This window comes from Thermus sp. CCB_US3_UF1 (genome assembly GCF_000236585.1).
Lineage (GTDB): Bacteria > Deinococcota > Deinococci > Deinococcales > Thermaceae > Thermus.
On sequence record NC_017278.1, the window covers coordinates 206047 to 231335 of the forward strand.

Below are 25289 nucleotides of genomic sequence, written 5' to 3' on the forward strand. Positions count from 1 at the left end.
CACCTCCCATCCCTAGGGTGGGGGAGGCCCATCAGAGGGCGGTCAGGCCGGTAAAATGGCGGCATGAACCGGGCCCGGGACTGGCTGGAGCAGGCCAGGCACAACCTGGGACACGCCCAAAGAAGCCTGGACCTAGGGGACTACGCCTGGGCCTGCTTCGCTGCCCAGCAGTCGGCGGAGGCGGCCCTCAAGGGCCTCCACCTCTCCAAGGGGCAGGTGGCCTGGGGCCACTCCATCCTGGATCTCCTATCCGGCTTGCCCGAAGGGGTGGAACCCCCCGAGGCCCTGTTGGAAGCGGCCAAGGTCCTGGACAAGTACTACATACCCACCCGCTACCCCGACGCCCACCCCGCTGGGCCCGCCGCCCGCCACTACACCCGCCTCGAGGCCCAGGAGGCCCTGCGGTTGGCCGAGGAGATCCTTCGCTTCGTGGAGGCCCGGATGTGACGCGGATCTTTCCCTTTGACCCCAAGGCCAGGCTGGAGGAGGTCCGGCGGGCAGCCCAAAGCCTACAGGAGTGGCCCGAGGTCCTGGGGGTGGTGCTCTTCGGTTCCCTGGCCCGGGGGGAGGCCACGGCCTTCAGCGACGCGGACCTCCTGGTCCTCCTGGCCCACACCCCCTTGCCCTTCCCCGAGCGGCTCCTCCGCTACCGCCCCCAAGGGGTGCGGGGGGTGGAGGTCTTCCCGTACACCCTGGAGGAGGTCCGGCAAAGCCTCCGGGGGGCCTGGGGCCTGGCCCCGGTGGCCTTGCGAGAGGGAGTGGTCCTTTGGGAGCGGGAAGGTGCCCTGAGGGCCTTGGCTGCCGAGCTAGGGGACGCTATCCTTGGGGGAAGCGCAGGAGGCGGGTGAAGCCCAGTCCCACCCGTTCCCCGGGCCGGGCCTCGAGGCGCACCCAGGCCTCCCCCCAGGGGAGGTGGACCCGGCAGAGGACCTCCCCCCTGAGGGTCCGCCGCTCCAGAACCAGGGCCTCCACCTCCCCTCCCTCCCGCACCCACTCCTGGCGGAAGGCCAGGACCTCCCCGTCCTGGGGAAGGAGGTTGGCCCGGCCCAGGGCCAGGAAGGCCGCCAGGGAGCCTGGGGCCTCGTAGACCTCCTCGGGGGAGCCCACCTGGAGGAGCCTCCCCTCCGCCATCACCCCCACCCGGTCGGCCAGGAGCATGGCCTCCTCCGGGTCGTGGGTCACGTGGAGGGCCGTGGTCCCCATCTCCTTGAGGAGCACCCGCACCTCCAGCCGGAGTTCCTCCCGCAGCACAGGGTCCAGGGCGCTGTAGGGCTCGTCCAGCAGGAGAACCTTGGGCCTGCGGGCCAGGGCCCGGGCCAGCCCCACCCGCTGCCGCTGCCCCCCGGAGAGCTCCCCTGGACGCTTCCCCGCGTGGTCCAGAAGCCCTACCCGTTCCAGGAGGGCGAGGGCCTCTTTGCGGTCGGGCCTTGGCATGACCAGGAGGAGGTGTTCCAGGGCGGTGAGGTGGGGCCACAGGGCCTGGTCCTGAAAGACATAGCCCACCTGGCGCCGCTCTGGGGGCAGGTGGGTGACCTCCTTCCCCCCCAGGTACACCCGGCCCCGGTCAGGGAGGAGGAGGCCCGCCACCAGGTGGAGCAGGGTGGTCTTGCCGCTCCCCGAGGCCCCCAGGAGGACGAGGACCTCCCCCTCCCCCACCTCCAGGTCCACCCCCTCCACCCCGCCTCCCCGGGGATAGCGCTTGCTCAGGCCTTCCAGCCTCACCACCTTGGCCTCCCCAAAAGGGTGGTAGCGGATAGGGCCATGAGCAGGAGGCCTAGGGCCGCAGCCTCCCGGTAAAGCCCCCCGTTCAGGGCCGAGAGGACCGCCACCCCCACGGTCTCCGCCCCGGGGGCGTAGAGGAGGGCAGACAGGGTGATCTCGGCGAAGGCCAGGGGGAAGATGAGGAAGAAGCCGGCGAAGGCCGAAGGGAGGAGGAGGGGGTAGCCTAGGCGGAGCCAGGCCCGCCACGCCCCAAGCCCGTGGACCCGCCCCGCCCACACCGCCCCCTCCACCCGCACGCTCCCCTCCAGAGCCCGCAGGGCCAGGGCGGCGAAGTTGAGGAGGTAGGCCAGGAACAGGATCCACGGGGTGCCGTAGAGGGGCGTGGGGCCCAGGAGGAGGATGAGCCCCAGGCCGAGGAGGGTGCCGGGAAGCAGGTAGTGGAGGTCCAGGACCCTCCTAAGCCGCCCCAGGGCCTGGGGAAAGGGCCGGAGGGCCAGGGCCAGGAGGAGGAGAAGGCCCGTGGTGGCGAGGGCCAGGAGGAGGGAGTTGCGGAGCCCCCTCTGGACCAAGGGTAGGGCTAGGGCCTCCCCGAAGGCCGGGTCCAGGGCCCCGGTATAGGGGTTTTGTAGGGCTTCCCGCACGAGGCCGAGCAGGGTTAGGGCCAGGGCCAGAAGGGCGTAGAGGGCAAAGAGGTGGCGGTAGATGGGCCTGGGGGGCGGGAGGAGGGGTTCTTGGGCCTCCAGGAGGGGGGGGCGGGAGAGGAGAAGGGCGGGAAGGGCCAGGAGGGCCAACCAGATGCCCAAGGCCGCCGCCTCCCCCAAGGGGTCTTGGGCCAGGGGGCTCATGAGGCGGGCGTAGGCCAGGGTGGGAAGGACATAGACCCTTTCGGGGAGGCCCAGCACCGCGGGCACCCCGAAGTTGCCCAAAAGGGCCAGGTACAGGGCCCCCCCTGCGGCCAGAAGGGGGGGCAGGAGGGGGGGGAGGAAGACCCTGAGGGCCCTCACCCCCACCACCCCGTGCACCCGGGCTGCCCCTAGAAGGCCCAGGGCCACCCGCACCTGAGGCTTGAGGAGGAGGTAGGCCAGGGGGGTGTAGTGCAGGGTCCAGGCCAGGAGGATTCCTGGGGCCCCATAGGCCTCCATCCCTATCCCCTCCAGGCTGAAGAGCACCCCCATCCCCGTCACGAAGGGGGGGACCAGGTAGCCCAGGAGGAGGAGCCCCTCCCATCCCCGGCCCACCCGGCCCAGGAGGCCCCATGCGGCTAAGGCCAGGGCGAGAAGCAGGGTGAGCAGGGTGCCCGCACCCGCCAAAGCCAAGCTTTGCAGGACCACGTCCAGGTCCTGCAGGGTCCGGGGGAAGGTAGGGAGGCCGCGGAGAAAAAGGAGGAAGAGGGGCAGGGCCAGGGCCAAGGCCAAGCCCCAAAGGAATATGCGCAGAAGGGGGAGGGTTTTCACCGCCGTAGGCCGAAAAGGGTGTTGAACCGCTCCAGGGTGGCGCTGTCAGCGAACCGGGCCTTGAGCCCTACCACCTGTTCGGGAGCTCCTTGGGGTCTAGGAGCCCCGGGCATCACCGGGTAGTACCCCCTCTCGGCGAAGATCCTCTGGGCCTCGGGGGAGAGGAGGAAGTTGAGGAAGCGCACCGCCAGTTCGGGGTTCTTGCTCCAGGAGGCCACGGCCACGGGGGTGGGCACCAGGATGGCCCCGTCCCGGGGATAGACCACGGCCAGGGGGGCTCCCCGGGCGATCTCCTGCCGCACCCCGAAGTCGGTGGTGATGGCGAGGCCGTACTCCCCCCGGGCCAGCTTCTGCTGGAGCACGGGGTTGGACTGCTCTATCCGGAGGCCCTGCTCCTTTAGCTGGGCGAAGAAGCCCATCCCTAGCCGCTCTGCCAGGGTACCCACCGTGGCCAAGGCGGCCCCGGAGAAGTTGGGGTCGGGCATGGCCAGGAGGTTGCGGTACTCCGGCCTTAGGAGGTCCCGCCAGAGGGCGGGTGGGGTCCGCACCCTTTGCGTGTTCACGGCCAGGATGTTGTAGAGGAGGCGCACCTCGTGGTAGAGCCCCCCTCCCGGGGCGTACTGCACGGGGTAGCCCGGAACCGTGGGCGGCACCCGGCGGAGGAGGCCCTTGGCCCCAAGCTCCTTGAGGAAGTCCTCGTTGGCGAACCAGAGCAGGTCGGGTTGGGGGTTGCCCGCCTCCAGTTCCGCCCGCAGCTTGGCCACCACCTCCCCCGTGCCTGAGCGGAAGACCTGGACCTGGACCCCGGGGTTCCGGGCACGGAAGGCCTCCACCAGGGCGTTCACGTCAGCCAGGACCTCCGAGGTGTAGAGGGTAAGGGTGCCCTGGGCCAGGGCAGATCCCACCAAGAGCGCAAGGGTAAGGACGCTTTTCCCCTTCACGGTTCCGAGGCTATGGGGTCCGTGTCAGGAGCGCGTCAATCGGTTTCGCCCATGATGTCTGGCTGGATCCTTCAACCCCGCGGGAGGATGGGAACCGGCAGGGGATCCTTAATGTAGGAAAAGCCCGGGGGCCCCTTTCGGGGGCCCCACAGGGGGTGTCTTCGCTTACCGCTTGAGGGCTGGGTCTAGGTTCAGAGGCTTGGCCAAGCGGATCCAGATGAACTCGTTGGGGTCCTTCACCCCGGCCCCCCGCCCGCCCGTGGCCGGGTAGTTGTTGTCGTTGACCAGGAGGAGGGTCTCCCCGTCCAGGGGGAGGACGGCCTCAATGGTGAAGTAGGGGAAGCGGTAGGCCCCGCCCCGGCTGAAGGGGGAAAGCCCCCTGGGGTCGCGCAGGTTCAGGAGGTCCACCAGGAGCTCCTTGCTCACGAAGCCCTGGGCGTCCTTGCGCTTCAGGTTCACCAGGTAGACCCGCTTGAACCGGGCCTCGTCCCCCTGGCGGCTGTCCCGCTCGATGACCAGGTACTCCTCCTCGTTCACGGCCACGATGTCCCCGATGGCGTGGGCGGGGTCCTCGAGGCGGTAGAGCCCCGCCAGGCCCAGGTAGCGCCGGGCGGCGGGGTCAAACTCGTAGATGCGCAGGGTCCCGGGCGGGTCCCCCGCCACCGCCCCCTCCAGCATGGGGTAGATGCGGGTCTTGCCCGGGTTGATGGCCATGCCCTCAAACCCCCGGGAGGTGGCCAGGTTGGCGGGATAGGCCTGCCCAGGGGCCGGGGGGTTGAGGAGGAGGGCCGGGTTCTGGGGGGCCCGCACCTGGTCCTTGGCCGGGTCCTTGCCCTGGCCGAAGTCGGGGGTGGGGTAGGGGGGGTCCAGGAGGACCCCATCCGGGCCGAAGCGGAGGAGGTAGGGGCCGAACTCATCCCCCACCCACAGGCTCCCGTCCGGGCCGATGACGAAGGACTCGGGGTCAAAGTCGTACCCCGTGAGGAGGCGCTCCCGCGTGCCCTCGTTCAGGATGGGGAAGGGCACCTTGCGCAAGGGGTCGCGAAGCTGCACGTGGCGCAGGACCTCCACGCCCCCCTCCCCGCCTTGGGCCGTCTTGGGCTCGGGCCGCACCAGGTAGAGGCGGAGGAGGTAGTCGGGGCTGTTGGCCTTGCTGCCGAAGCCGTTGTCGGAGAGGACCCAGTAGGTGCCCGCCACCGGCCCCCGCTGGATGGCGCTGAAGCCCTGGACGGGCTGGCCGGCAAAGGCGGGGCTAGGGGAACGGAAGCCCGGGGTCTCCCGGTAGGCCCCGCTCGGGGGGCCGGGGGCAAAGGTGTCCGCGGGCAGGAGGGCCCAGCCCACCAGCTCCAAGGCGGGCGTGGCCTCCCCCTGGCCTGCCCCCCGGGGGGAGGCCAGGTACCCAAGGAAGGCCAGGAGGGTGAGGAGGGGAAGGAGGTTTTTCATACGGCTTCACCTCCAAGGGGAAGCCTAGGGGGGGTTTGTCAGTGGAAGGTTTGGGTCAGCCCGGGGTCAGGGAAGGCTCAACCCAACCTAAAGGCCAGAGGGGCCATGCGCCTCTACCCTGAAGGGTTGAAGGAGGTAAGGTCCATGAGGTTTGCGGTCCTTGCCCTGGCGGCCCTCCTGGGGGCCTGCGCCCCCGGCCCGTGCCCGAGCTGGAGGTTTCCCGTCGCTTTGGCCTGGTGGTGCCCGACGGGGTCCTCCTGGCCCGGGAGGGGGAGGGCCCGGTGGAGGTCACCGAGTTCCGCTTTCCCCCGGACTCCTCCTACCGGGCCTACTCCCTGGAGGAGCTGGGGGAGCGCCTCCGCGCCCAGCTGGAGGCCCGGGGGTTTTCCCTCCGCTGCCGCACCTATAACGCCCTTCCCCTCTTTGGGGGGCCCCAGTACACGGTCCGCCTGGCCCGGGGGGCAGAGGGGGTGGGGACCTTCCTGAGGCCCCTTCCCCAGCCCGACGCCTACCGGGTGGAGGTGGCCCCCGGTGACCCCAACCCGCCCCTAGGCTGCCCCGCCCGGTAGCCCCCCGCCCCGGGATACCCCCTGCCTCGGGCAGGGGGTTTGGCTCCCTGACCAGGGATTGACAGGCTTCCCGTACCATCCCCCCGGGTGGTACCTATGAGAAAGCCCAGCCCGCTTTTTTGGACGCTATCCCTCTTGGCCCTTCTGGGAGCCCAGGGCCAGGCCCCCGGGGCAGGGGAGGTCCAGGTGGTGGGGCCCTACGCCCTGCCCCCCACCCCCATCCGGGCCCTGAACCCCCACCTGCGGGAGGCCGAGGTGCAGGAGGCCTTGCGCCGGGGCTGGCCCGTGGCCGATCGGCCCGCCATCGGCTCGGGGCTTGCCTACCTGGGGGGTGGGCGTTTCCTGGGCCTCACGGACCGGGGGCCCAACGGGGACTGCCCGGGGGGGAAGTTCTTCCCCCTGCCCCGCTTCGCCCCGGCCTTGGTCCCCTTCCGCCTGGATGAGGCGGGGAGGGCCATCCGCCTCGAGGCCCCCCTCCTCCTCCGCACCCCGGGCGGCTCCCCCCTCACGGGCCTGCCCAACCGGGAGGAGGAGGACATCCCCTTTGCCGCCGCCGACTGCAAGGAGAAGCTGCCCCTAGACCCGAGCGGGGTGGACACCGAGGACCTGGCCGTGCTGCCGGGGGGTAAGGGGTACCTGTTGGTGGAGGAGAACTCCCCCTCCCTCCTCTACGTGGACCCTCGAGGCCGCCTCCTGGTCCGCTATACCCCCGAAGGGGTGCGCTTCTCCGCCCGCTACCCGGTGCGGGACATCCTCCCCAAGGTCCTGGCCCTGCGCCGCAACAACCGCGGCCTGGAGAACCTGGCCCTCTCCGGGGACGGGAAGACGGCCTGGGCCGTCCTGCAAAGCCCCATCGGCTCCACCCGCGACCCCGCCTACGACGCCAGCCTGGTGGCCCGGGCGGTCCGCCTGGACGTCTCCGACCCCGAGCGGGTCCGGGTGACGGGGATGTACCTGGTGCCCTTCTCCGACCCCAAGGACTACCCCAAGCCCAACCGCCCCCGGGACATGAAGTACTCCGCCGCCACCTGGGTGGATGGGGAGAAGATCCTCCTCCTGGAGCGGGCCGAGGGCGGGGCCCGGGTCTACCTGGTGGACTTCGCCCAGGCCACGGACCTCCTGGCCCATCCCAAGGGGGCAAGCCCCGAGCTGGACAGGGCGGGCACGGACTACGCCGCCCTGGGCATCCGCCTGGCCCCAAGGCGGCTTCTCCTGGAGACCTGGCGCTTCCCCGCCTTTGACACGGACAAGCTGGAGGGCCTGGCCCTCTTGGAGGACGGCAGGACCCTGGCCATCGTCGACGACAACGACTTCGCCATCACGGGGAAGGAAGGGCCTTCAAGGGCCTGGCTGGTGCGGCTGGCCGAGGGGTTGCGGTAGTCCGGAGGATCCCATATGCGCAAGGTGGGTTGGTTGTGGCTATGGACGGTGGGCCTCCTGGCGGCCTGCACGGGCCAGCGTTCCTCCACTGGGGGGGAAACCCCTGTTCGGGTGCTGAACGTTCCAGACACCGTGCAGGCGGTCACCTTGGAGGTGAACGGCACCCCCTATCCCGTGGCCCGGGAGGGGGAGGTCTGGACCGCCCGGGTCCGCCTTCCCCAGGGGGAGCATACCTTCATCGCCCGAGGCCTGGACGCGCCCGGGGGCATCGTGCTCTACAAGGCCCACGAGCGCAAGCGGGTGGTGCCAGGGCAGGAGGTGCGCCTGCGGATGTACCGCCTCACCTCCGATCTGGAGGTGGAGGTGGAGAACCCTGCCCCTGGGGAAGCCTATCTGGCCAAGGCGGCCGGGGCCATGGCTGCCCTGCCTGGGGGGCGGGGCCTCCTGCAGGGGGTGCCCACGGGCCGGGGGGTAAGCCTCCTGGTGGAGGCCAGGGACCCCTCGGGGATGCTCCTCCGCCAGGGGACGGCCCAGGTGGACCTCTCCGAAACCCCCCGTTCCGTGCGGGTGCGGCTTGGGGAGGTGGCCCACGAGCCTCCCCGGGTGCGGCTCGTGGGCCCTGTTCAGGTGGAGAGGGGCCAGGCCTACACCCTGCGGGTGGAGGCGGAAGACCCCAACCCCCAGGACCGGGGGGTGGTCCTTAGCCGGCTGGCCGTGGAATGGGGGGATGGGGCCAGGGAGGAGGTGGCCCTCTCCGGGCGGCAGGCGGTGCGGGAACTGGTCCACACCTATACCGCTTCGGGCAGCTACACGGTGAGCGTCCGGGTGGAGAACAGTGCCCGCCTTGCGGCCCAGGAGAGCCTGGCCCTGGCGGTGCTGGAGCCGGAAACCCCGGTGACCATCGAGCCTGGCCCCGACCTGGCCCGGGTGGCCCTGGCGGTCACGGGGGCTCCCGAGGGCACCGAGGCCCTCCTGGCGGAGATCACCCCGGAAACCCCTCTGGTGCCCCAGGCCCTCAGGCCCCTGGACCTGAGAAACCGCTACCAGGTGGCCCTCTTCCCCCAAGGGGGCGCCTGGCGGGGTGGCCTCCACCTCCCCAGGGGCTTGGGCTACCGCCTCCTCCTCCGGGCCCGGGTAGGGGGACAGGAGGTCCTGTCCAGGGAGGAGGCCTTCCGCACCGACGGGGCCGAGGTGGTCCTGGAGCGGCCCTTCGTCCCTGCCCCCGAGTACGCCTGCCCTGCCCCGGGGGCGCCCCTGAAGGCCGCCTACGAGGTCCAGGGCCGGGGGGCCCGTAGCCCCCTTGAGGGCCAGACCGTGGCCGTGCGGGGGGTGGTGACCGCCTTCTTCCCCGGGCTCCAGGGCTTCTTCCTGCAAGACCCAAGGGGGGATGGGGACCCCGCCACCTCCGATGGCCTCTTTGTCTACTACGGCAACACTAGCCTCTCCCTAACCCCGGGCCAGTACGTGCAGGTGGTGGGCCAGGTGGCCGAGTATGCGGCCAGCGGGGACACCCTGGGCACCCTGACCCAGCTCCGCCTCAGCGGCCACGCGGTCTGCGGGGAGGCGGGCCTTCCCCAGGCGGTCTCCCTTAGCCTGCCCGCCCAGGACCTCGAGGCCCTGGAGGGGATGCGGGTGCGCCTTTCGGGCCTCACGGTGACCGAGGTCTACAACCTGGGCCGCTTCGGCGAGCTTACCCTGGCCCCAAGCCGCCTGGTCCACCCCAACGCCGACGGGGATCCCGCCACCCGCCTGGATCCCAACACCCCACCCTACCCCGGGCATACCCTGGTCCTGGACGACGCCTCCACCCGGCAAAACCCCAGCCCCATCCCCTACCTGCCCCAGGGGGGCACCCTGAGGGTGGGGGACCGCCTGGTGGCGGCCGAAGGGGTTCTGGAGTGGCGCTATGGTGCCTACCGCCTCCAGCCCACCCAGGCCCCCACCTTCCAGGCGGCCAACCCCAGGCCCGCCCCACCTTCTGGGCCAGGCCTCAGGGTGGCCTCCTTCAACCTCTACAACTGGTTCACCACCCTTTCCGGCACCTTCACCCCCCCGGGGTGCACTACCCCCTTGGACCGGCGCGGGGCCACCAGCCAGCAGGAGCTGGAGCGGCAGCGGGCCAAGCTGGTGGCGGCCCTCACCGCCCTGGACGCCGACGTGGTGGCCCTCCAGGAAGTGCAAAACAACGGCGCCACGGCCATCCAGGCCCTGGTGGACGCCTTGAACGCCGCCTTGGGCCCCGGCACCTACGCCTACGTCCCCGATCCCGAAGGGGGGCTAGGGTGCGACGCCATCAAGGTGGGCTTCATCTACAAGCCCGCCCGGGTGGAGCCCGTGGGCGCCCCCAAGGCCCTGCAAAGCCCCACCTTTGAGCGCTACCCCCTGGCCCAGGCCTTCCGGGACAAGGCCACCGGGGGGGTCTTCACCGCGGTGAGCGTCCACCTGAAGAGCAAGGGAGGCTGCGACCCCTCCGACCCCGACACCGGCCAGGGGTGCTGGAACCGCCGCCGCACCGCCCAGGCCCAGGCCCTGGCCGGCTGGGTGGACACCCTGAAGGCCGTGGACCCAGACGTGGTGGTGCTTGGGGATTTCAACGCCTACGAGGAGGAAGACCCCCTGGCCCTCCTCAGGGGCCGGGGCCTGGTCCCCCTCCTTTCCGGCCACCACACCTACGTCTACATGGGGCTTTCCGGGGCCCTGGACCACGCCTACGCCACCCCCAGCCTCTCCGCCCAGGTGCGGGGGGCCTTGGCCTGGGCCATCAACGCCGAGGAGCCCAGGGTCCTGGACTACACCTTGGCCAACAAGCCGGACGACCGCTTCGCCCCTGACCCTTACCGCTCCAGCGACCACAACCCCCTTCTCCTCCGCCTGGAGCTCGCCCCCGACCGGCCGCCTTGCGCCGGGGAGGGGGCGCGGGTGGTCATCAACGAGTTCCGCTTCCGGGGCCCTAGTGGCGGCAACGACGAGTTCATCGAGCTCTTCAACCGCTCCTGTACCCCCGTAAACCTCGGGGGGTGGAAGGTGCAGGGGTTGAGCGGAACGGGCTCCACCTGGAGCGACCGCGCCACCCTCGCCAACGTCACCCTGGAACCCGGCCAGTACTACCTGCTCGCCAACACCAGCAGCGGGGGTTACAGCCTGGGCGTGGCTCCCGACCAGACCTACACCACCGGCATAAGCGACAACCGGGCCGTGCGCTTGCTGGATGCCGGAGGGCAGGTGGTGGACCTGGTGGGCTTCGCTTCCAGCGGCCAGTTCGAGGGCCAGGGCCTGGCGGACGGCCCCACGTCCAGCACCGGGTTGGGCCAGATCAGCTGGAAGCGGATCCCCTCCGGCAAGGACACGGACAACAACCTCCAGGACTTCCAGTTCGGCCAGGGGTGGGCCAACCCGCAGAACCGCCAAAGCCCCCTCTACGGGGATAACTAGCCCTGCCTCTGCCGCGGAGGGGGCCCTGCGGGGCCCCCTCCCGGCCTCTGGCCCCTCCGGGGGCCGGGGAGGCGGGGCAACCCCTTGACAAAAGCAAGCATAAACGATTACAATTGCGCAAAACCCATGCCCCTGGCCACCCTAAGACGGCAGAACCTGCTGGAGCTTCTCCGCCAGCACCGCGGCCTCAGCACCAAGGAGCTGGCCCGGCGCCTGGGCGTCTCCGAGGCCACGGTGCGCCGGGACCTGGCCGCCCTGGCCCGGCAGGGCCTCCTCCAGCGGGAACACGGGGGGGCCATCGCCCCCGAGGCCGAGCCCCCCTACGCGGAAAAGCTCGCCCGGAACCGGGAGGCCAAGGAGGCCATCGCCCAAAGGGCAGCCCTTCTCGTGCCCGATGGGGCCACGGTGGTCCTGGACTCGGGGACCACCCTCCTGGCCCTGGCCCGGCTCCTTTCGGGGCGGCCCCTGAGGGCCATCGCCCTGGACCTGCCCATCGCCCAGGCCCTGGCCCAGGGGGAGACGGAGGTCCTCTTGGCGGGAGGCCGGGTGCGCAACGGCTTTTTCAGCCTGGTGGGCCCCTGGGCGGAGGAGCTTTTGGGAAGGGTGCGGGCGGACCTCTTCTTCCTGGGGGCCGACGCCTTTGACCCCGAGGGGGTGACCAACCACACCTTTGAGGAGGCGGCGGTGAAGCGGAAGGCCATGGAGGTGAGCCGGAAGACGGTGCTCCTGGCGGACGGGAGCAAGTGGGGGAAGCGGGCCCCCGCCTTCGTGACCCCCCTTTCGGCCCTGGAGCGGGTGATCACCGATCTGGAGGACCCCACCCTGGAGGCCTTGGTACCCGTGGAGGTGGTGCGTGGAGCGCTTTGAAGCCCTCTTTGGCCCCAAGCCCGTGATCGCCATGGTGCACCTCCGGGCCCTTCCCGGCACCCCCCTGTACGAGGGGGACCTGGAGGGGATCGTGGAGGCGGCCCGGCGCGACCTCCTGGCCCTGCAAGAGGCCGGGGTGGACGCGGTGATGTTCGGCAACGAGAACGACCGTCCCTACCAGCTTAGGGTGGACCCCGCCAGCACCGCCACCATGGCCTACGTGATCGGCCGGCTGCGGGGGGAGATCCGGGTCCCCTTCGGGGTGGATGTCCTCTGGGACCCCCTGGCCACCATGGCCCTGGCGGCGGCCACGGGGGCGGCCTTTGCCCGGGAGATCTTCACCGGGGTCTACGGCTCGGACATGGGGCTCTGGCAGGGGCGGGCGGGGGAGGCCTTGCGCTACCGCCGGCTTCTTGGCCGGGAGGACCTCTTTCTCCTCTACAACGTTTCGGCGGAGTTTGCCTCTCCACTGGATGCCCGCACCCTCCCCGAGCGGGCGAGAAGCGCGGTCTTCTCCAGCCTGGCCGACGCCGTCCTGGTCTCGGGGCCCATGACGGGGGAGGGGGTGGCCCTGGAACACCTCCGGGCGGTGAAGGAGGCCCTGCCTGGGGTGCCCGTTCTGGCCAACACCGGGGTGCGGCACGAGACCGTGGCCGAGATCCTGGGGGTGGCGGACGGGGTCATCGTGGGCACGGCCCTGAAGCGGGACGGCGTCACCTGGAACGAGGTGGACCCCGAGCGGGCCAGGGCCTTCATGGACCGGGTGCGGGAGGCCAGGGGGCGGTGATGGTCCTGGGCGTGGACATCGGCACCACGGGGGTGAAGGCCCTCCTCCTCTCCGAGGAGGGAAGGGTGCTGGCCGAGGCCGAACACCCCCATGCCCTCCGTGCCCCGGCCCCGGGCTTCGCCGAGGAGGACCCCGAGGACTGGTGGCAGGGCCTCAGGGCCACCCTGGCCCGCCTCCTGGAGGGGCGGGACAAGGCCTCCCTCAGGGCCATAGGCCTTTCCGGGATGGTCCCCGCCCTGGTCCTTCACGACGGGGAGGGCAGGCCCTTAAGGCCTTCCCTGCAGCAGAACGACGCCCGGGCGGTGCGGGAGATCCGGGAGCTGGAGGCCCACTTCGGAAACCAGTGGCTCTTCGCCCGCACCGGGGCCACCTGGAACCAGCAGGTCCTGGCCCCCAAGCTCCTCTGGCTGAGGCGGCACGAGCCCCAGGCCTTCGCCCAGGCCCGCTGGATCTCGGGCTCCTACGAGCACCTGGCCTTCCGCCTCACGGGGGAGCGCTACCAGGAGGCCAACTGGGCCCTGGAGTCTGGCCTTTGGGACCCCAAGGCGGAGGCCTGGCTGGCCGAGGTGCTGGCCTATGTGGGCCTCGAGCCGGACCGCCTCGGCCCCGTGCGCCGGCCCCACGAGGGGGTGGGGGAGGTGACGGGGGAGGCGGCCCGGGCCACGGGCCTCCCCAAGGGCCTCCCCGTCATCGCGGGGAGCGCGGACCACATCGCCGCCGCCCTGGCCTCGGGGCTCAAGGAGCCGGGGGAGGCGGTGGTGAAGCTGGGCGGGGCGGGGGACTTCCTCTACGCCATCGACCGCTTCGCCCCGGTCCCCGAGCTCTTCATCGACTTCCACGACCTGCCCGGGCTTTTCGTGATCAACGGGTGCATGGCCACCACGGGAAGCCTCCTCAAGTGGTTCCAAGGGGCCTTCCGCCCCGGGGTGGGGTTTGCCCAGCTGGACGCGGAGGCGGAGGGGATCCCCCCCGGGAGCCAGGGCCTGGTGGTCCTCCCCTACTTCCTGGGGGAGAAGACCCCCATCCACGACCCCGAGGCCCGGGGCACGGTGGTGGGGCTCACCCTGAGCCACACCCCGGCCCACCTCTGGCGGGCCCTCCTGGAGGCGGTGGCCTACGCCTTCCGCCACCACCTGGAGGTCCTCGAGGCCCGCGGCCACCGGGTGGAGCGGCTCTTCGTCATGGACGGGGGGGCAAGGAGCCCCCTCTGGCGGAGGATCCTGGCCTCGGTGCTGGAAAGGCCCCTGGAGCGCCTCCTAGGCGGGGAGCGGGGAAGCGCCTACGGCACCGCCTTCCTGGCCGGGGTGGCGGCGGGGCTTTGGGGCTTTGCCGACCTAAGGCGGGAGGTGGCGGAGGTGACGGAACCCGAGCCCACCTGGATCCCCCCCTACCGGGAGCTCTACGGGGTCTACCGGGAGGTTTACCAGAGGCTCAAGGACCTCTACCCCAGGCTGGGAGGTGGGTATGCCTAACGCCTTGGTGACGGGGGCGGGCACCGGCATCGGCCGGGCCATCGCCGAGCGGCTGGTGCGGGATGGGTTCAAGGTCTGGGTCACGGACCTTAAGGAGGAGTGGGCCCAGGAGGTGGGGGAGGCCCTGGGCATGCCCCACCTCAAGGTGGACGTGACCAGGCGGACCGACCTGGAGCAGGCCCGGGAACGGGTCTATGCCGAGGATGGCCGCCTGGACCTCCTGGTGGCCAACGCCGGGGTTTCCACCATGAACCCCTTCCTGGACCTCACCGAGGAGGAGTGGGACTTCAACTTTGCCGTGAACGCCAAGGGCACCTTCCTCACCCTGCAGACCTTCGCCCGGGCCATGGTGGCCCAGCCCCCCATGCCCGGCCGGGGGGTGCGGGGCAAGCTGGTGGCCATCGCCTCCATGGCCGCCCGCCAGGCCGCTCCCCTTCTCGCCCACTACTCCGCCAGCAAGTTCGCTGTCCTGGGCCTGGTCCAGGCAGCGGCCAAGGAGCTTGCCCCCTACCGCATCACGGTCAACGCGGTGAACCCGGGCTTCGTGCGCACCTCCATGCAGGAGCGGGAGGTGGCCTGGGAGGCCAGGCTTCGGGGCCTCACCCCGGAGGAGGTGGTCCAGGACTACCTGCGCCAGACCCCCTTGGGCCGCCTCGAGGCCCCCGAGGACGTGGCCGGGGTGGTGAGCTTCCTGGCGGGCCCCGATGCGGACTTCATCACCGGGGAGGCGGTGGAGGTGAACGGCGGTGCCTGGATCTTCTAGGGGGCTTCGCCACCTGGCCCACGCCCTCCTCTGGGCCTACAGCCTGGCCTTCCTCCTTCCCCTCCTCTGGACCCTGCGGAGCGCCCTCCTGCCCGAGGGCTTGGCCTATGCCCTGCCGCCCGCCTGGGGACCCTGGACCCTGGAGAACTTCGCCCAGGTCCTCCAGGGGCCCCTGGGCAAGGCCTTCCGCAACAGCCTCCTGGTGGCGGGCCTGGTGGTGGCCCTCGGGCTTCCCCTGGCCGCGGGCCTGGGCTACGCCCTGGCCCGCCACCGCCTGGGCGGCGAGCCCCTACGCTTCGCCGTCTTGGCCACCCAGATGCTTCCCCCCATCGTCCTGGCCCTGCCCCTCTTTGCCCTTTTCCGGGCCCTGGGGCTTTCGGGCTCCCTTTGGGCCCTGGTCCTGGCCTACCTGGCCTTTGCCCTCCCCTTCATGGCCTGGCTCCTCCTGGGCTTTTTCCAGGGGCTTCCCCGGGAACTCCTGGAGGCGGCCTATGTGGACGGGGCGAGCCCCTACCAGGCCTTTTTCCGCGTGGTCCTGCCCCTCTCCGCCCCTGGCCTCTTCGCCGCGGGGGTCCTGGGCTTCCTCCTTTCCTGGAACGAATTCCTCTTCGCCCTGCTCCTCTCGGGGAGGGAGACCCAGACGGTGCCCGTGGCCCTCTCTGCCCTGGTGACCCAGCGGGGGGTGCTCTTCGCCCAGGTGGCGGCGGGGGTGGTGCTCTCCGTGATCCCTGTGGCCCTTCTCGCCCGCACGGTGGACCGGTACCTGGTGGAAGGTCTCACCCTGGGGGCGGTGAAGTGAAGGAGGTGATGGCATGAGGCGGCTTTTGGCGGTGGCGTTGGCCCTTTGGGGCCTCTCCCTGGCCCAGGGGGTGGTGCTCCGGGCCCTCATGGAGGACGTGCCCGAAACCCGGATCATCGAGGCCCTCCTCCCCGAGTTTGAGCGGGCCACGGGCATCCGGGTGGAGTTTGAGAAGGTCCAGTACGCGGCCATGCACGACAAGCTGGTGGCCCAGCTCCTGGCCCCGGAAAGCGCCTACGACTTCCTCCAGGTGGACTTCCTCTGGGCAGGGGAGTTCCCGGCGGCGGGGTGGCTGGAGCCCCTGGAGCCCTTCGTGAAGGCCAGCGGCTTTGACCTCACCCCCTACTACCCCTCCATGCTGGACCTGGTGGGCTACTACCGGGGGACCCTCTACATGATCCCCATGTACAACTACGCCATGGGCCTCATCTACCGCAAGGACCTCCTGGAGCGCAAGGACCTCAAGGGCCGCTTCCAGTCCCAGTTCAAACGGCCCCTGGCCCTGCCCAAAAACCTCCAGGAGTACGTGGACCTCTCCCTCTTCATGGCCAGAAACGCCGGGGTGGCGGGGGCAGCCATGCAGGGGCAGCGGGGGGACCCCAACTTCATGGAGTTCTCCAACTACCTCTTCGCCGCCGGGGGGGACTACGTGGACAAGGGGGGACGGGTTGTGCTCAATAGCCCCCAAGGGGAGCGGGCCCTCACCCTCTACGTGCGCAACCTGCGGGAGGGGGCCCAGAAGGGGGCCCTGAACGCCAACCTGGACGACACCTTCCGGGTCATGTGCCAGGGCGGGGCCTTCAGCATGGTCACCTACTGGTGGATGCTGCCCCAGCTCAACGACCCCAAGCAGTGCCCCAAGGTGGCGGGGAAGGTGGCCTTGAGCCCCATGCCGGGCGGGGTCGGGGTGAGCGGGGGCTGGGGCTGGGCCATCCCCAAAAACAGCCGCAACAAGGAGGCGGCCTGGCGGTTTATCTCCTGGGTGGAGTCCAAGGAAATCGTGAGGCAACGGGCCCTCCAGGGCCACGCCCCCACCCGTAAGGACGCCTTCCAGGACCCCGAGGTGCTGCGGAAGTACCCCTACTACAAGGAGGCGGAGCGCATCCTGGCCAGGGCCAAGAAGGTGCCCATCTTCGCCTACACCGCGGAGATGGAAGACGTGGTGGGCCGGGAGATCAGCCTGGCGGCTGCAGGGCAGAAGGGGGTCAAGCAGGCTCTGCAGGATGCGGCCAAGGGCCTCGAGGCCCTCCTCCGCAAGGCGGGCCTCCTGAGGTAGGGGGGCGGGGTGGGGGAGAGGCGCTCGGCCTGGGTCCTGGCCCTGCCTGGACTCCTCCTCCTGGCCGGGGTGGTGGGCTTCCCCCTCCTTTACGCCCTGTTCCTCTCCCTCACCGGCTACACCTTCCTCCGGCCCAGCTACGCCCTCCAGGGCCTCGCCCGCTACCGGGAGGCCCTGGCGGACCCCTACTTCCTCAATGCCCTCGGCCTCACCGCCCTCTACCTCCTCCTCACCGTGGGCCTTACCCTGGCCTTGGGCCTCCTCCTGGCCGTCCTCCTGCACCAGAACCTCCCCTTTAGGGGCTTCCACTACTTCGCCGTGAGCCTGCCCATGCTCATCGCCCCGGTGGGGGTGGGGCTCATCTGGAAGATGATCCTCCACCCTGAGCTGGGCATCCTGGCCTACCTCCTGGGCGGGGTGGACTTTTTCGGGGAGGCCCGCTACGCCCTCCTCTCCCTGGCCCTGGTGGACGTGTGGCAGCAGGTTTCTTTTGCCGCCCTGGTCCTCCTGGCGGGCCTTAGGAGCCTTCCCCGGGAGCCCTTGGAGGCGGCCTATGTGGACGGGGCCACCCCCTGGCAGGCCTTCTGGCGGGTCACCTTTCCCCTGCTCCGGCCCGTCCTCCTGGCCCTCCTGGTCCTGCAAACCCTCACCGAGGTGCGCACCTACGACCTGGTCTACGTCCTCACCCGGGGGGGGCCGGGCTCGTCCACAGACCTGGTGAGCTACTACATCTACCGCAAGGCCTTCCTGGGCCTGGACCTTTCGGGGGCGAGCGCCATGGGGTACCTGCTCCTGCTCCTTTCCCTCCTTCTGGTGGCCGCCTACTACCGCCTTCTGACCCGAGGGTGGACATGAGGTTGGGTTTCCGCCCCCCCAAGGACCCCGAGGGCTTCCTGGCCTACGCCCGGGTCCTCGCAGGGAGGTATGCCTTCATCGAGGTCCCTGGCTCGGCCGCCCCCCATCTGGAGGGGGTGGCCCAGGAGGCCAGGGGGATGGGGTACCGCCTCACCTACCATGCCCGCTACCTGGACCTCTACCCGGGCTCCCCGGTGCCCGAGATCCGGGAGGCCTCCCTGAGGCTCCTCAGGGAGGACCTGGAGCGGGCGGCCCGCATGGGGGCCTTTCTGGTGAACGTCCACGCGGGGAACATCCCCTGGACGGACTACCCGCCCCCGGGCCTTTCCCCAGCCCACGAGGCCCTGCGGGAGGCGGAGGGGAGGCTCCGCCGGGAGTACCTGGAGAGGGCCTTGGAAGCCCTTGCGGGCCTGGCTAGCCTGGCCCTGGACCTGGGCCTAAAGCTTACCCTGGAGAACCTCCCTGCCCCCCAGGAGGTGCCCAGGACCCCCGAGGAGATGGCCCTCTTCTTGGCGGTGCCGGGGTTGGAGTTCTGCCTGGACCTGGGGCATGCCCAGATGGCCGGGCAGGACCCCAAGGGTTTCCTGGAAGCCCTAGGGGGTAGGCTTGTCCACGTGCACGCCCACCGGAACGACGGGCGGTTTGACCTGCACCTGCCGCCCCGCCCGGAAGACCTAAACCCTTTCCTGGACACCCCCTGCACCCTCCTGGTGGAGCTCCCCCCCAGGGGGGTAGGGGAGTACCTGGCCTTGGTGGGAGACCAACCGTAAGGGGTAATCGCTTCTAATACCAACAAAATCCGACCAGAATACTTGACTTTTCCTCCCCCCCGGGTTACCCTCCCGGTGTAGGGGGTGGCCTGTGTTCGTGGTGATGAACCGCATCCCGGTTAAACCCGAGTACGCCGATAGGTTTGAAGAGGTTTTTCGGACCCGGGCCCGCCTGGTGGACCGGATGCCTGGATTCATCCGCAATCTGGTCCTTAGGCCCAAGGACCCGGAGGACCCCTACATCGTCATAACCTTTTGGGAGAGCGAGGAGGCTTTCCGCGCCTGGACGGAGAGCCCCGAGTTCCGCGAGGGCCATGCCCGCAGCGGCACCTTGCCCAAGGAGGCCTTCCGGGGCCCGAACCGCTTGGAAACCTTTTCGGTCTTCTTGGACTCGCAGGACAGCCATGGCTAGGCCTGACATCGAAACGCCTTCCGCCTGGGTACTTCTGAAGCGGGCCCGGGAACGGGTTTACACCCTACCGGAGGATTTTCCGGGCTTTCGGGGGACCCTGGCCCTTTTTGCCGGGGGTTTATGGCACTTCGGCCGGGTGGAGGTCCAGGGGTTTAGCCCCAAGGTGGACCTTTTGGGCCATCTTCGCTCCGTGGCGGAGAGGGAACTCGCCTCCCTCCTGGGCCACCGCCGTCCAGTGCCCTTCCCCGAAGGGGAGGGGAAGTACCCCATGCGCCTCTTTGAAGAGGGTCCCCTAGGAACGGGGATCGCCCTCGAGGATCCCTTCCGCTCCCGCATATGGGTAAAGGGGAACCGGCTTCAGGTGATCGAGCGGCACCTGGCTGGGGGCTCCTTTCGCATCCACCTGGAGGTTTGGCGGGAGGTGGAGGAAGGGCTTCTGCCCCAGCGTTTCCTCCTGGTCCATCGGGACCCTGAGGGGCGGGTGGTGAGGGTGGAGCGTTTCCGGGACGAGTACCAAAAGGTGGGTCCCTACTGGCTTCCCGTAGAACGGGAAGTGGTGGTGGAGGCCAAGGGGCTTGAGGTGCTTGTGCTGCGTCTGGAGGAGCTGGAGGTGAACGGATGAAGGGGTTCTATGTGGGGCTTTTGCTTTTGTCTTGCACCCTAGCCCAGGCCCAGCCCTTCCGGGTAGTGGACGCCAAGGGGACGGAAATACAGGTGCGTTCCCTTGAACGCATCGTCAGCTTGGACGGAATCACCACGGAGATCCTCTTCGCCTTGGGCGTGGGGGACAAGGTGGTGGGCCGGGATGATTCCAGCTACTATCCACCGGAAGTCCTCAAGCGTCCCAGCGTGGGCTATCAGTTCCGGCTTTCCGCGGAGGGGATCCTCTCCTTAAGGCCCACCTTGGTCATCGGCCGGGAAGATGTGCGCCCACCCCAGGTGGTGGACCAGCTTCGGGGGGCCGGGGTGGCCGTGGTCCTGGTGCCCACGGAGCCCACCGTGGAGGGGGCAAAGCGAAAGATCCGCACCGTGGCCCAGGCTGTTGGCCGGTTGGAGCAAGGAGAGGCTCTGGTACGTGCCTTGGAGCGGGATTTGCTGGCCTTGCGGGCCTTTCAAGCTCAGCAAGCTCCCAAAGGTAGGCTCCGGGGCCTCTTCCTCTACCTGCGCGGCCCCCAGACCACCTTCGTGTGCGGGGAGGGGAGTACCCCCGTGGGGATGATGGAGCTGGCGGGCCTGATCAACGCAGCCAAGGGCATCCGGGAGTGCCAGCCCATGACCGCGGAGAGTGTGGTGGCGGCCCGTCCTGACGTGCTGGTGGTCTTCCAAAAGGGCTTGGAGAGCGTGGGTGGCCTGGAGGGCCTTCTCAAGCTTCCTGGTGTGGCCCAAACCCCTGCGGGGCAGAACCGCAAGGTGGTGGCCATGGACGACCTCTACCTGGGTTCCTTTGGGCCTAGGGCTGGCAGGGCCGCCCTGGACCTTTTCCGTGCGGCTTACCTGCGGGAAGGGTTCGTGGAGGTGCGTTGATGGTTTCACCTCGGCTTTATCGGGCTTTCCTCAAGGCCCTTTTCCTCCTTTGGCTCCTGGGCAAACCCCTACCCCAAAGCCCCCGGGAGGCCTTCGGGGGGCAGGAGGTGAGGGGATGAGCGGCCTCGGGGTCGCCCTGCGGGCCCGGGCTTACCGCCTTGCCCTTCTGGGCCTGGCCCTCCTCCTGCCCCTGGCCTTGCTCCTTGGGGCGGGCCTGGGAGCCTACCCCATACCTCCCCTGGCCATACCGGGGATCCTCTACCGGGGGGAGGGGTTGGAGTACCAGGTCCTGACCGCCCTTCGCTTTCCCAGGGTTTTGGGGGCGGCCTTGGTCGGAGGGCTGTTGGCCCTGGCGGGAGCCGTGCTCCAGGGGTTTTTCCGCAACCCCTTGGTGGACCCGGGGCTGATCGGGGTCTCCTCGGGTGCGGCCCTGGGGGCAGCCTTGTTCATCGTTCTCGTACCCGGGGCGGGAAACCTAGAGGTCTACGCCCTTCCCCTTTTCGCCTTCCTCGGAGGGCTTCTGGCTACCCTTCTCCTCTGGCGCATCGCCCAGACCCCCTTGGGGGTCCAGGTTTCCGTGCTTCTCCTCTCGGGCATCGCCCTGAATGCCCTGGTGGGGGGTGGGATCGGCATCCTCACCTTCCTCGCCAGCGAACAAGAACTCCGGAGCCTGACCTTCTGGACCCTGGGCGGGTTTTCTGGGCTGACCTGGAGGCTTCTCCTGGCCGCCTTACCCCTAGCCCTTCTCGCCCTCTACCTCCTTTTCCCCTTGGCCCGGGGACTCAACGCCCTGGCCCTGGGGGAGCGGGAGGCCTTCCACCTGGGGGTGGGCCTCGAGGGCCTCAAACGGAGGGCGGTGGCTGGGGCGGCCTTGGGGGTGGGGGTTTCCGTGGCCCTGGCAGGGGGAATCGGCTTCATCGGCTTGGTGGCCCCCCATCTCTTCCGGCTCTTGGCAGGACCGGACCACCGCTACCTGCTGCCCGGGGCCTTTCTCCTCGGGGCTAGCCTGGCGGTGCTTGCCGACCTCTTGGCCCGCACCCTGGCGGCCCCAGCGGAGATGCCCGTGGGGGTAATCACCGCCCTTCTGGGGGGACCCTTCTTCCTCTATCTGGTGCTGCGCTACAAGCGGGAGGTGTACCGTGCTTGAGGCTAGGGGGCTGGGCTACAGGAAGGAGGGGCGGTGGCTCCTTCGGGGGGTAGACCTCTCCCTTGCCCCAGGGGACTTCCTGGCGGTTTTGGGTCCCAACGGCAGTGGCAAAACCACCCTCCTCCGCCTCCTTGCAGGGGAGCTTTCCCCGTCGGAAGGGGAGGTGCGGCTCCTGGGCAGGCCCCTTGGGTCCTACACCCCCCTGGAGCTTGCCCGCCAGCGGGCCGTGCTCTCGCAAAACCGGGAGTTGGCCTTTTCCTTTACGGCCTACGAGGTGGCTTTCCTGGGCCGCCACCCCCATCTTGAGGGCAGGGAGCGTTCCCTGGACCACGAAAAGACCCTCGAGGCCCTTCGGCGTGCCCAGGCCCTTCCCCTCCGGGAAAGGCTATACCCTACCCTCTCCGGGGGGGAGGGCATACGGGTAGAGGTGGCGAGGCTACTCAACCAAGAACCGAGGTTCTTTCTTTTGGACGAGCCCACCAACCACCTGGACCCCCGCTACGCCCTGGAGGTTCTGCTCCTCTTCCGTGCCCTGGCCTATGAGGGGAGGGGGGTGCTGGCCGTGCTTCACGATCTCAACCTGGCTTCCCTTTTCGCCAACCGTCTTCTCCTCCTCAAAGGGGGACGGGTTTTGGCCTATGGCAGCCCGGAGGCGGTGCTCTGTCCTGAGCTTCTGGAGGAGGCTTACGAGGTGCCTTTTTATGCCCTGGCCCATGGGGGGGTATCCCTTTTCCTGCCTGTTCCCCGGGAGGTGGTCCGTGGAACCTGAACACGCCCAGGAGGTGGCCCGGCTTTCCCCTACCCGCTACCTGGCCCGTTGCGCCTGCCATGGGGGTACCTACCATCTCCATTGGGATGCGGGCACCTTTCGCCTTAACCAGGAGGGCATCGCTTTCTTGATGAGGGTTTTGCAGGAAGTTCTAGAGAATGGCACCGGAGGGGTGGTCTGGTTGGGTTCCGTGGGCCTCCGCTTTGGACCGGAGGAGGGGGAGGAACTTCTCCGCCTTCTCCGCGCGGGTTTGGCCTTGCCTTGGGATAGACCAGTTTTTTGGTTTCGGCAGATCCACTGATGAGGGGGTCGTGTCAAGAGTTATGTGTAAGAGTCTGTGTACGGGGGGCATACCGCTCCTGAAGCATCTTCTCCAGCACCTCCTTCACCTCCGAGAACCCCTTTAGTTTCCGTTCTGCCCACCTCCCTTCCTGCCTCTCCGACTCCAGGTAAAGAAGCTTGTACACCGCCTCTTCCTTAGGAAACTTGTGGTCCCGCACCTTCGTCCCCCGCCGCACTTCCCGGATAAACCGCTCCATCAGGTTGGTGCTCCGCAGGTACGGCCAAAGCACCTTGGGGTACCCGTAGAACCGCAGGAAGGCCCCCGAATCCTGTACCCAAAGCCCCACCACCCCCGGGTACCGCGAACCCCAGGCGGCCTTCACCTCCTCCAAGGCCCCAAGAGCTTCTTCCCGGCTCTCCGCCCCGTACACCCGCCTCAGGTCCTCCGCCAGCAGGCCCCGGTCCCGCGCCCGCACCTGGGACAGGCTCCACCGCACCCCGTGCACCACGCACCGCTGCCATTCCGCCTGAGGGTAGACCCTGCGGATCGCTTCAGGAAGCCCGGGCAGCCCGTCGGTGATGAAGAGCAATACCCGCCGCAGGCCCCGCTGCCAAAGCTCCCCCAGGACCCCCTCCCATCCCAGGGCGCTCTCCGTGGGCAACAGCCAAAACCCCAGGACCCGCCTCTCCCCATTAGGGGCGATGCCCAGGGCCACATACACGCTTTCCCGTACGATCCCTTCTCCTTCCCTGAAGACCTTTAGGGAAAGCCCGTCCAGGTAGACGAAGGCCATCTCCTCGGGCAAAGGCCGGGTGCGGAAGGCTCCTGCCGCCTCCAGGACCTCGTCCGTCAGGGCGCTCAGGGTCTCGTGGGAGTAGCGGTGGCCTAAGAGCAGGCTCAGTATCTCGGCCGCCTTGCGCTGACTGACCCCGGCGGCGTAAAGGGCTACCGCCACTTCCCCCACGTCCACCAGGCGGCGGACGTAGGGCTTAAGGAAAGCCGGGTAATACCGAGATTCCCGATCCCTAGGGACCTTCAGGTCCACCTGGCCGAAGGTGGTCTCCAGCTTGCGGGGGTAGTAGCCGTTCCTGCGGCCTCCGTGCACCTGCAAGAAGGCCGTCCGGTCCAGCTCCAGAACCGTCTGCAGAACCTCGGCTACTGTCTCCCGCACCGCTTCCCTCAGCAAGATCCGCAAGGTATCCTGGTCCACGGGGCACCTCCTCGTGCTAAGGTGTGCCCCCCTATTAAACACGGACCCTTACACATAAATCCTTACACGACCGATGAGGGGTGAAAGATGCGTAGGGTTTTCTTTGCTTTCCTGTTTACAGCCGTCGCCCTGGCGCAACAGGGGACGTGCCCTGGAGAAAGGGTTCCCCACGACCTTGGGGAAGTCTGCCTTTCCAAAGTGCCTGACCGGGTGGCGGCCTTGGATTGGAGGCCTCTGGAAGACCTCTTGCTTCTGGGGGTTAGGCCTGTGGCCGGGGCGGACCTGGCTGACTTCCCCAAATGGGTGAAGGTTCCCCTTCCCCAAGGGATCGCGGATCTAGGTGGGCGCACCGCCCCCAACCTTGAGCGCCTCCTTGCCTTGAGGCCTGACCTGATCCTGGGCTACACGGGCTTTCAAGGCCGTCTCTATCCGGAGCTGTCCCGCATCGCCCCCACGGCCCTCTACGATTACCTGCCTTCGGAGGGGCAGCTTGCTGCCATGCGCCGACACTTCCTGCTCCATGCCCAGCTGGTGGGCAAGGCCAAGGAGGGGGAGAGGATACTCTCGGATTTAGACCGCTTTCTGGCCCAGGCCCGGGAGCGCTTGGAGCAGAGGGGGCTCGGGGGTAGGCCCTTCCTCCTGGTGCAAGCCTGGGCCAGGGACAAGGTGTACAACATCTTCACCCGCTCCACCTTGGCCTCCGAGGTCCTGGAGGCCGTGGGTCTGCGCAACGCCTGGACGGGGAAGGCTGAGGCTTACGGTCTTTCCCGGGTAGGGCCCGAAGGGCTGGTGCGCCTGGTGCGGGAGAACCCAGGGGTGCAGGTGTTGCTCATCGCCCAGCCGGGAAACAACCCCCTGGCTGACCCTGCCATTGGGCCCCTGCTCCGCCTCCAGGGGGCCCGGGTCCATCCCATGGATCCGGCCACCTGGACCTACGGGGGTCCCCTTTCGGTTCGGGTACTGGTGGAGGAGGCGTTGCGGGTCCTTCTGGGGGGTAAACCATGAGCCAAGGTGGCCTTGCATTCACCCCCATTCCCGGGGCCTTCCCTGGAACATAGGTTAGGGAAGGGGCCCTGGGGCCCTTCTCCCAGGGACCCGGGGGTAGCTTGGCCTTTGACCCCCCTTTCCCGAGGGGGGGCAAGGGGGAAGCCTTGGGTGTGGCCTGGTGGGCCTCCTGCCCTAACATCGAGATGATGCCCATCCTCCTTGACCCCCCACACAACCCATGGTAGCCTCCCCTTCAGGGTGCCCAATACCTGGGGTGCCCTGGCCGCGATGCCAGGCCGACAGGCCTGGACGCCCCTTGGCGGTGGGGGAAGTCCGGTGAGAGTCCGGCGCTGTCCCGCAACGGTAACCGGTCCTACCTGGCCGGAAGCCCGAGTACCCGCTTCGCGGTCCTGCCCCGTAGCCCTCG

The 25289-nt window shown here is 69.2% G+C and carries 25 protein-coding genes and 1 riboswitch; of the genes, 20 read left to right on the forward strand and 5 right to left on the reverse strand.

Annotation, left to right across the window (positions count from 1 at the left end; genetic code table 11):
- The first annotated feature begins 63 nt into the window (after nucleotides 1–63).
- Together TCCBUS3UF1_RS00875 and TCCBUS3UF1_RS00880 are read left to right on the forward strand one after the other, a co-directional pair.
- Nucleotides 64–447, forward strand: a complete 384-nt coding sequence (locus TCCBUS3UF1_RS00875) for a HEPN domain-containing protein (RefSeq protein WP_014514599.1) — start codon at nucleotides 64–66, stop codon at nucleotides 445–447.
- Nucleotides 444–848 carry a nucleotidyltransferase domain-containing protein gene (locus TCCBUS3UF1_RS00880; RefSeq protein WP_014514600.1) on the forward strand — a complete coding sequence of 135 codons (405 nt, stop codon included), beginning with the start codon at nucleotides 444–446 and terminating at the stop codon, nucleotides 846–848. The genes TCCBUS3UF1_RS00875 and TCCBUS3UF1_RS00880 overlap by 4 nt, the downstream gene beginning before the upstream one ends.
- Here the strand turns inward: TCCBUS3UF1_RS00880 and TCCBUS3UF1_RS00885 are convergent.
- From TCCBUS3UF1_RS00885 to TCCBUS3UF1_RS00900, 4 genes are all read right to left on the reverse strand, one after another.
- Nucleotides 817–1725 carry an ABC transporter ATP-binding protein gene (locus tag TCCBUS3UF1_RS00885; protein WP_041433632.1) on the reverse strand — a complete coding sequence of 303 codons (909 nt, stop codon included), beginning with the start codon at nucleotides 1723–1725 and terminating at the stop codon, nucleotides 817–819. The genes TCCBUS3UF1_RS00880 and TCCBUS3UF1_RS00885 overlap by 32 nt on opposite strands.
- The gene (locus TCCBUS3UF1_RS00890) at nucleotides 1719–3137 is read right to left on the reverse strand and encodes an ABC transporter permease (RefSeq protein ID WP_231291402.1); all 1419 of its coding nucleotides are present in this window, start codon (nucleotides 3135–3137) and stop codon (nucleotides 1719–1721) included. The genes TCCBUS3UF1_RS00885 and TCCBUS3UF1_RS00890 overlap by 7 nt, the downstream gene beginning before the upstream one ends.
- 35 nt (nucleotides 3138–3172) lie before the next feature.
- On the reverse strand, nucleotides 3173–4081 hold the full coding sequence (locus TCCBUS3UF1_RS00895) for an ABC transporter substrate-binding protein (protein ID WP_231291422.1): 909 nt from the start codon (nucleotides 4079–4081) through the stop codon (nucleotides 3173–3175).
- A 201-nt stretch (nucleotides 4082–4282) separates the two neighbouring features.
- The gene (locus tag TCCBUS3UF1_RS00900; protein WP_014514604.1) at nucleotides 4283–5560 is read right to left on the reverse strand and encodes an esterase-like activity of phytase family protein; all 1278 of its coding nucleotides are present in this window, start codon (nucleotides 5558–5560) and stop codon (nucleotides 4283–4285) included.
- Nucleotides 5561–5760: 200 nt separating this feature from the next.
- Between TCCBUS3UF1_RS00900 and TCCBUS3UF1_RS00905 the strand changes: the two genes are divergently transcribed.
- The 17 genes from TCCBUS3UF1_RS00905 to TCCBUS3UF1_RS00980 all read left to right on the forward strand — a co-directional run bounded on the left by TCCBUS3UF1_RS00905 (nucleotide 5761) and on the right by TCCBUS3UF1_RS00980 (nucleotide 22382).
- Nucleotides 5761–6129, forward strand: a complete 369-nt coding sequence (locus tag TCCBUS3UF1_RS00905) for a hypothetical protein (RefSeq protein ID WP_014514605.1) — start codon at nucleotides 5761–5763, stop codon at nucleotides 6127–6129.
- A gap of 96 nt (nucleotides 6130–6225) precedes the next feature.
- Nucleotides 6226–7509 (forward strand): esterase-like activity of phytase family protein, encoded by a 1284-nt coding sequence (locus TCCBUS3UF1_RS00910; protein WP_014514606.1) that lies wholly within the window; start codon nucleotides 6226–6228, stop codon nucleotides 7507–7509.
- A gap of 15 nt (nucleotides 7510–7524) precedes the next feature.
- Nucleotides 7525–10941 (forward strand): ExeM/NucH family extracellular endonuclease, encoded by a 3417-nt coding sequence (locus tag TCCBUS3UF1_RS00915; RefSeq protein ID WP_014514607.1) that lies wholly within the window; start codon nucleotides 7525–7527, stop codon nucleotides 10939–10941.
- Nucleotides 10942–11067: 126 nt separating this feature from the next.
- Nucleotides 11068–11808, forward strand: coding sequence for a DeoR/GlpR family DNA-binding transcription regulator (locus tag TCCBUS3UF1_RS00920; protein ID WP_014514608.1), 741 nt, complete (start codon nucleotides 11068–11070; stop codon nucleotides 11806–11808).
- The gene (locus TCCBUS3UF1_RS00925; protein WP_014514609.1) at nucleotides 11795–12595 is read left to right on the forward strand and encodes a BtpA/SgcQ family protein; all 801 of its coding nucleotides are present in this window, start codon (nucleotides 11795–11797) and stop codon (nucleotides 12593–12595) included. Before TCCBUS3UF1_RS00920 ends, TCCBUS3UF1_RS00925 begins: the two co-directional genes overlap by 14 nt.
- The gene (locus tag TCCBUS3UF1_RS00930) at nucleotides 12595–14067 is read left to right on the forward strand and encodes an FGGY-family carbohydrate kinase (protein WP_041433635.1); all 1473 of its coding nucleotides are present in this window, start codon (nucleotides 12595–12597) and stop codon (nucleotides 14065–14067) included. Before TCCBUS3UF1_RS00925 ends, TCCBUS3UF1_RS00930 begins: the two co-directional genes overlap by 1 nt.
- Nucleotides 14060–14830 carry an SDR family NAD(P)-dependent oxidoreductase gene (locus TCCBUS3UF1_RS00935; protein ID WP_014514611.1) on the forward strand — a complete coding sequence of 257 codons (771 nt, stop codon included), beginning with the start codon at nucleotides 14060–14062 and terminating at the stop codon, nucleotides 14828–14830. The genes TCCBUS3UF1_RS00930 and TCCBUS3UF1_RS00935 overlap by 8 nt, the downstream gene beginning before the upstream one ends.
- Entirely contained in the window at nucleotides 14814–15629 is an 816-nt protein-coding gene (locus TCCBUS3UF1_RS00940) for a carbohydrate ABC transporter permease (protein WP_014514612.1), read from the forward strand. The genes TCCBUS3UF1_RS00935 and TCCBUS3UF1_RS00940 overlap by 17 nt, the downstream gene beginning before the upstream one ends.
- A 13-nt stretch (nucleotides 15630–15642) precedes the next feature.
- Nucleotides 15643–16905 (forward strand): extracellular solute-binding protein, encoded by a 1263-nt coding sequence (locus tag TCCBUS3UF1_RS00945; protein WP_014514613.1) that lies wholly within the window; start codon nucleotides 15643–15645, stop codon nucleotides 16903–16905.
- Nucleotides 16906–16914: 9 nt separating this feature from the next.
- Nucleotides 16915–17760, forward strand: coding sequence for a carbohydrate ABC transporter permease (locus TCCBUS3UF1_RS00950; protein ID WP_014514614.1), 846 nt, complete (start codon nucleotides 16915–16917; stop codon nucleotides 17758–17760).
- Nucleotides 17757–18530 (forward strand): sugar phosphate isomerase/epimerase, encoded by a 774-nt coding sequence (locus TCCBUS3UF1_RS00955; RefSeq protein ID WP_014514615.1) that lies wholly within the window; start codon nucleotides 17757–17759, stop codon nucleotides 18528–18530. The genes TCCBUS3UF1_RS00950 and TCCBUS3UF1_RS00955 overlap by 4 nt, the downstream gene beginning before the upstream one ends.
- A gap of 91 nt (nucleotides 18531–18621) precedes the next feature.
- Nucleotides 18622–18942 (forward strand): antibiotic biosynthesis monooxygenase, encoded by a 321-nt coding sequence (locus tag TCCBUS3UF1_RS00960; RefSeq protein WP_014514616.1) that lies wholly within the window; start codon nucleotides 18622–18624, stop codon nucleotides 18940–18942.
- Entirely contained in the window at nucleotides 18935–19564 is a 630-nt protein-coding gene (locus TCCBUS3UF1_RS00965) for a DUF3386 family protein (RefSeq protein WP_014514617.1), read from the forward strand. Before TCCBUS3UF1_RS00960 ends, TCCBUS3UF1_RS00965 begins: the two co-directional genes overlap by 8 nt.
- Nucleotides 19561–20466, forward strand: coding sequence for a hemin ABC transporter substrate-binding protein (locus TCCBUS3UF1_RS00970; protein WP_014514618.1), 906 nt, complete (start codon nucleotides 19561–19563; stop codon nucleotides 20464–20466). Before TCCBUS3UF1_RS00965 ends, TCCBUS3UF1_RS00970 begins: the two co-directional genes overlap by 4 nt.
- Nucleotides 20463–20585, forward strand: coding sequence for a hypothetical protein (locus tag TCCBUS3UF1_RS12260; protein WP_255344585.1), 123 nt, complete (start codon nucleotides 20463–20465; stop codon nucleotides 20583–20585). The genes TCCBUS3UF1_RS00970 and TCCBUS3UF1_RS12260 overlap by 4 nt, the downstream gene beginning before the upstream one ends.
- On the forward strand, nucleotides 20582–21613 hold the full coding sequence (locus TCCBUS3UF1_RS00975; RefSeq protein WP_014514620.1) for an iron ABC transporter permease: 1032 nt from the start codon (nucleotides 20582–20584) through the stop codon (nucleotides 21611–21613). The genes TCCBUS3UF1_RS12260 and TCCBUS3UF1_RS00975 overlap by 4 nt, the downstream gene beginning before the upstream one ends.
- The gene (locus TCCBUS3UF1_RS00980) at nucleotides 21606–22382 is read left to right on the forward strand and encodes an ABC transporter ATP-binding protein (protein ID WP_014514621.1); all 777 of its coding nucleotides are present in this window, start codon (nucleotides 21606–21608) and stop codon (nucleotides 22380–22382) included. The genes TCCBUS3UF1_RS00975 and TCCBUS3UF1_RS00980 overlap by 8 nt, the downstream gene beginning before the upstream one ends.
- Nucleotides 22383–22696: 314 nt before the next feature.
- Here TCCBUS3UF1_RS00980 and TCCBUS3UF1_RS00990 read toward each other — a convergent pair whose 3' ends face one another.
- Complete coding sequence (locus TCCBUS3UF1_RS00990; RefSeq protein WP_014514494.1) at nucleotides 22697–23917, reverse strand: IS256-like element ISTth4 family transposase; 1221 nt, start codon at nucleotides 23915–23917, stop codon at nucleotides 22697–22699.
- A 168-nt stretch (nucleotides 23918–24085) separates the two neighbouring features.
- On the opposite strand from TCCBUS3UF1_RS00990, the gene TCCBUS3UF1_RS00995 reads away from it, so the two are divergent.
- The gene (locus tag TCCBUS3UF1_RS00995) at nucleotides 24086–24880 is read left to right on the forward strand and encodes an iron-siderophore ABC transporter substrate-binding protein (RefSeq protein WP_231291423.1); all 795 of its coding nucleotides are present in this window, start codon (nucleotides 24086–24088) and stop codon (nucleotides 24878–24880) included.
- Nucleotides 24881–25146: 266 nt separating this feature from the next.
- Nucleotides 25147–25282: riboswitch (cobalamin riboswitch) on the forward strand.
- The last annotated feature ends 7 nt before the right edge of the window (nucleotides 25283–25289 follow it).

What these genes read in the sequence shown, in the direction of transcription:
- TCCBUS3UF1_RS00875 (WP_014514599.1), top strand. Translation starts at nt 64, where the DNA reads ATGAACCGGGCCCGGGACTGGCTGGAGCAGGCCAGGCACAACCTGGGA.
- TCCBUS3UF1_RS00900 (WP_014514604.1), bottom strand. Translation starts at nt 5,560, where the DNA reads ATGAAAAACCTCCTTCCCCTCCTCACCCTCCTGGCCTTCCTTGGGTAC.
- TCCBUS3UF1_RS00910 (WP_014514606.1), top strand. Translation starts at nt 6,226, where the DNA reads ATGAGAAAGCCCAGCCCGCTTTTTTGGACGCTATCCCTCTTGGCCCTT.
- TCCBUS3UF1_RS00915 (WP_014514607.1), top strand. Translation starts at nt 7,525, where the DNA reads ATGCGCAAGGTGGGTTGGTTGTGGCTATGGACGGTGGGCCTCCTGGCG.
- TCCBUS3UF1_RS00920 (WP_014514608.1), top strand. Translation starts at nt 11,068, where the DNA reads ATGCCCCTGGCCACCCTAAGACGGCAGAACCTGCTGGAGCTTCTCCGC.
- TCCBUS3UF1_RS00930 (WP_041433635.1), top strand. Translation starts at nt 12,595, where the DNA reads ATGGTCCTGGGCGTGGACATCGGCACCACGGGGGTGAAGGCCCTCCTC.
- TCCBUS3UF1_RS00935 (WP_014514611.1), top strand. Translation starts at nt 14,060, where the DNA reads ATGCCTAACGCCTTGGTGACGGGGGCGGGCACCGGCATCGGCCGGGCC.
- TCCBUS3UF1_RS00945 (WP_014514613.1), top strand. Translation starts at nt 15,643, where the DNA reads ATGAGGCGGCTTTTGGCGGTGGCGTTGGCCCTTTGGGGCCTCTCCCTG.
- TCCBUS3UF1_RS00955 (WP_014514615.1), top strand. Translation starts at nt 17,757, where the DNA reads ATGAGGTTGGGTTTCCGCCCCCCCAAGGACCCCGAGGGCTTCCTGGCC.
- TCCBUS3UF1_RS00965 (WP_014514617.1), top strand. Translation starts at nt 18,935, where the DNA reads ATGGCTAGGCCTGACATCGAAACGCCTTCCGCCTGGGTACTTCTGAAG.
- TCCBUS3UF1_RS00970 (WP_014514618.1), top strand. Translation starts at nt 19,561, where the DNA reads ATGAAGGGGTTCTATGTGGGGCTTTTGCTTTTGTCTTGCACCCTAGCC.
- TCCBUS3UF1_RS00975 (WP_014514620.1), top strand. Translation starts at nt 20,582, where the DNA reads ATGAGCGGCCTCGGGGTCGCCCTGCGGGCCCGGGCTTACCGCCTTGCC.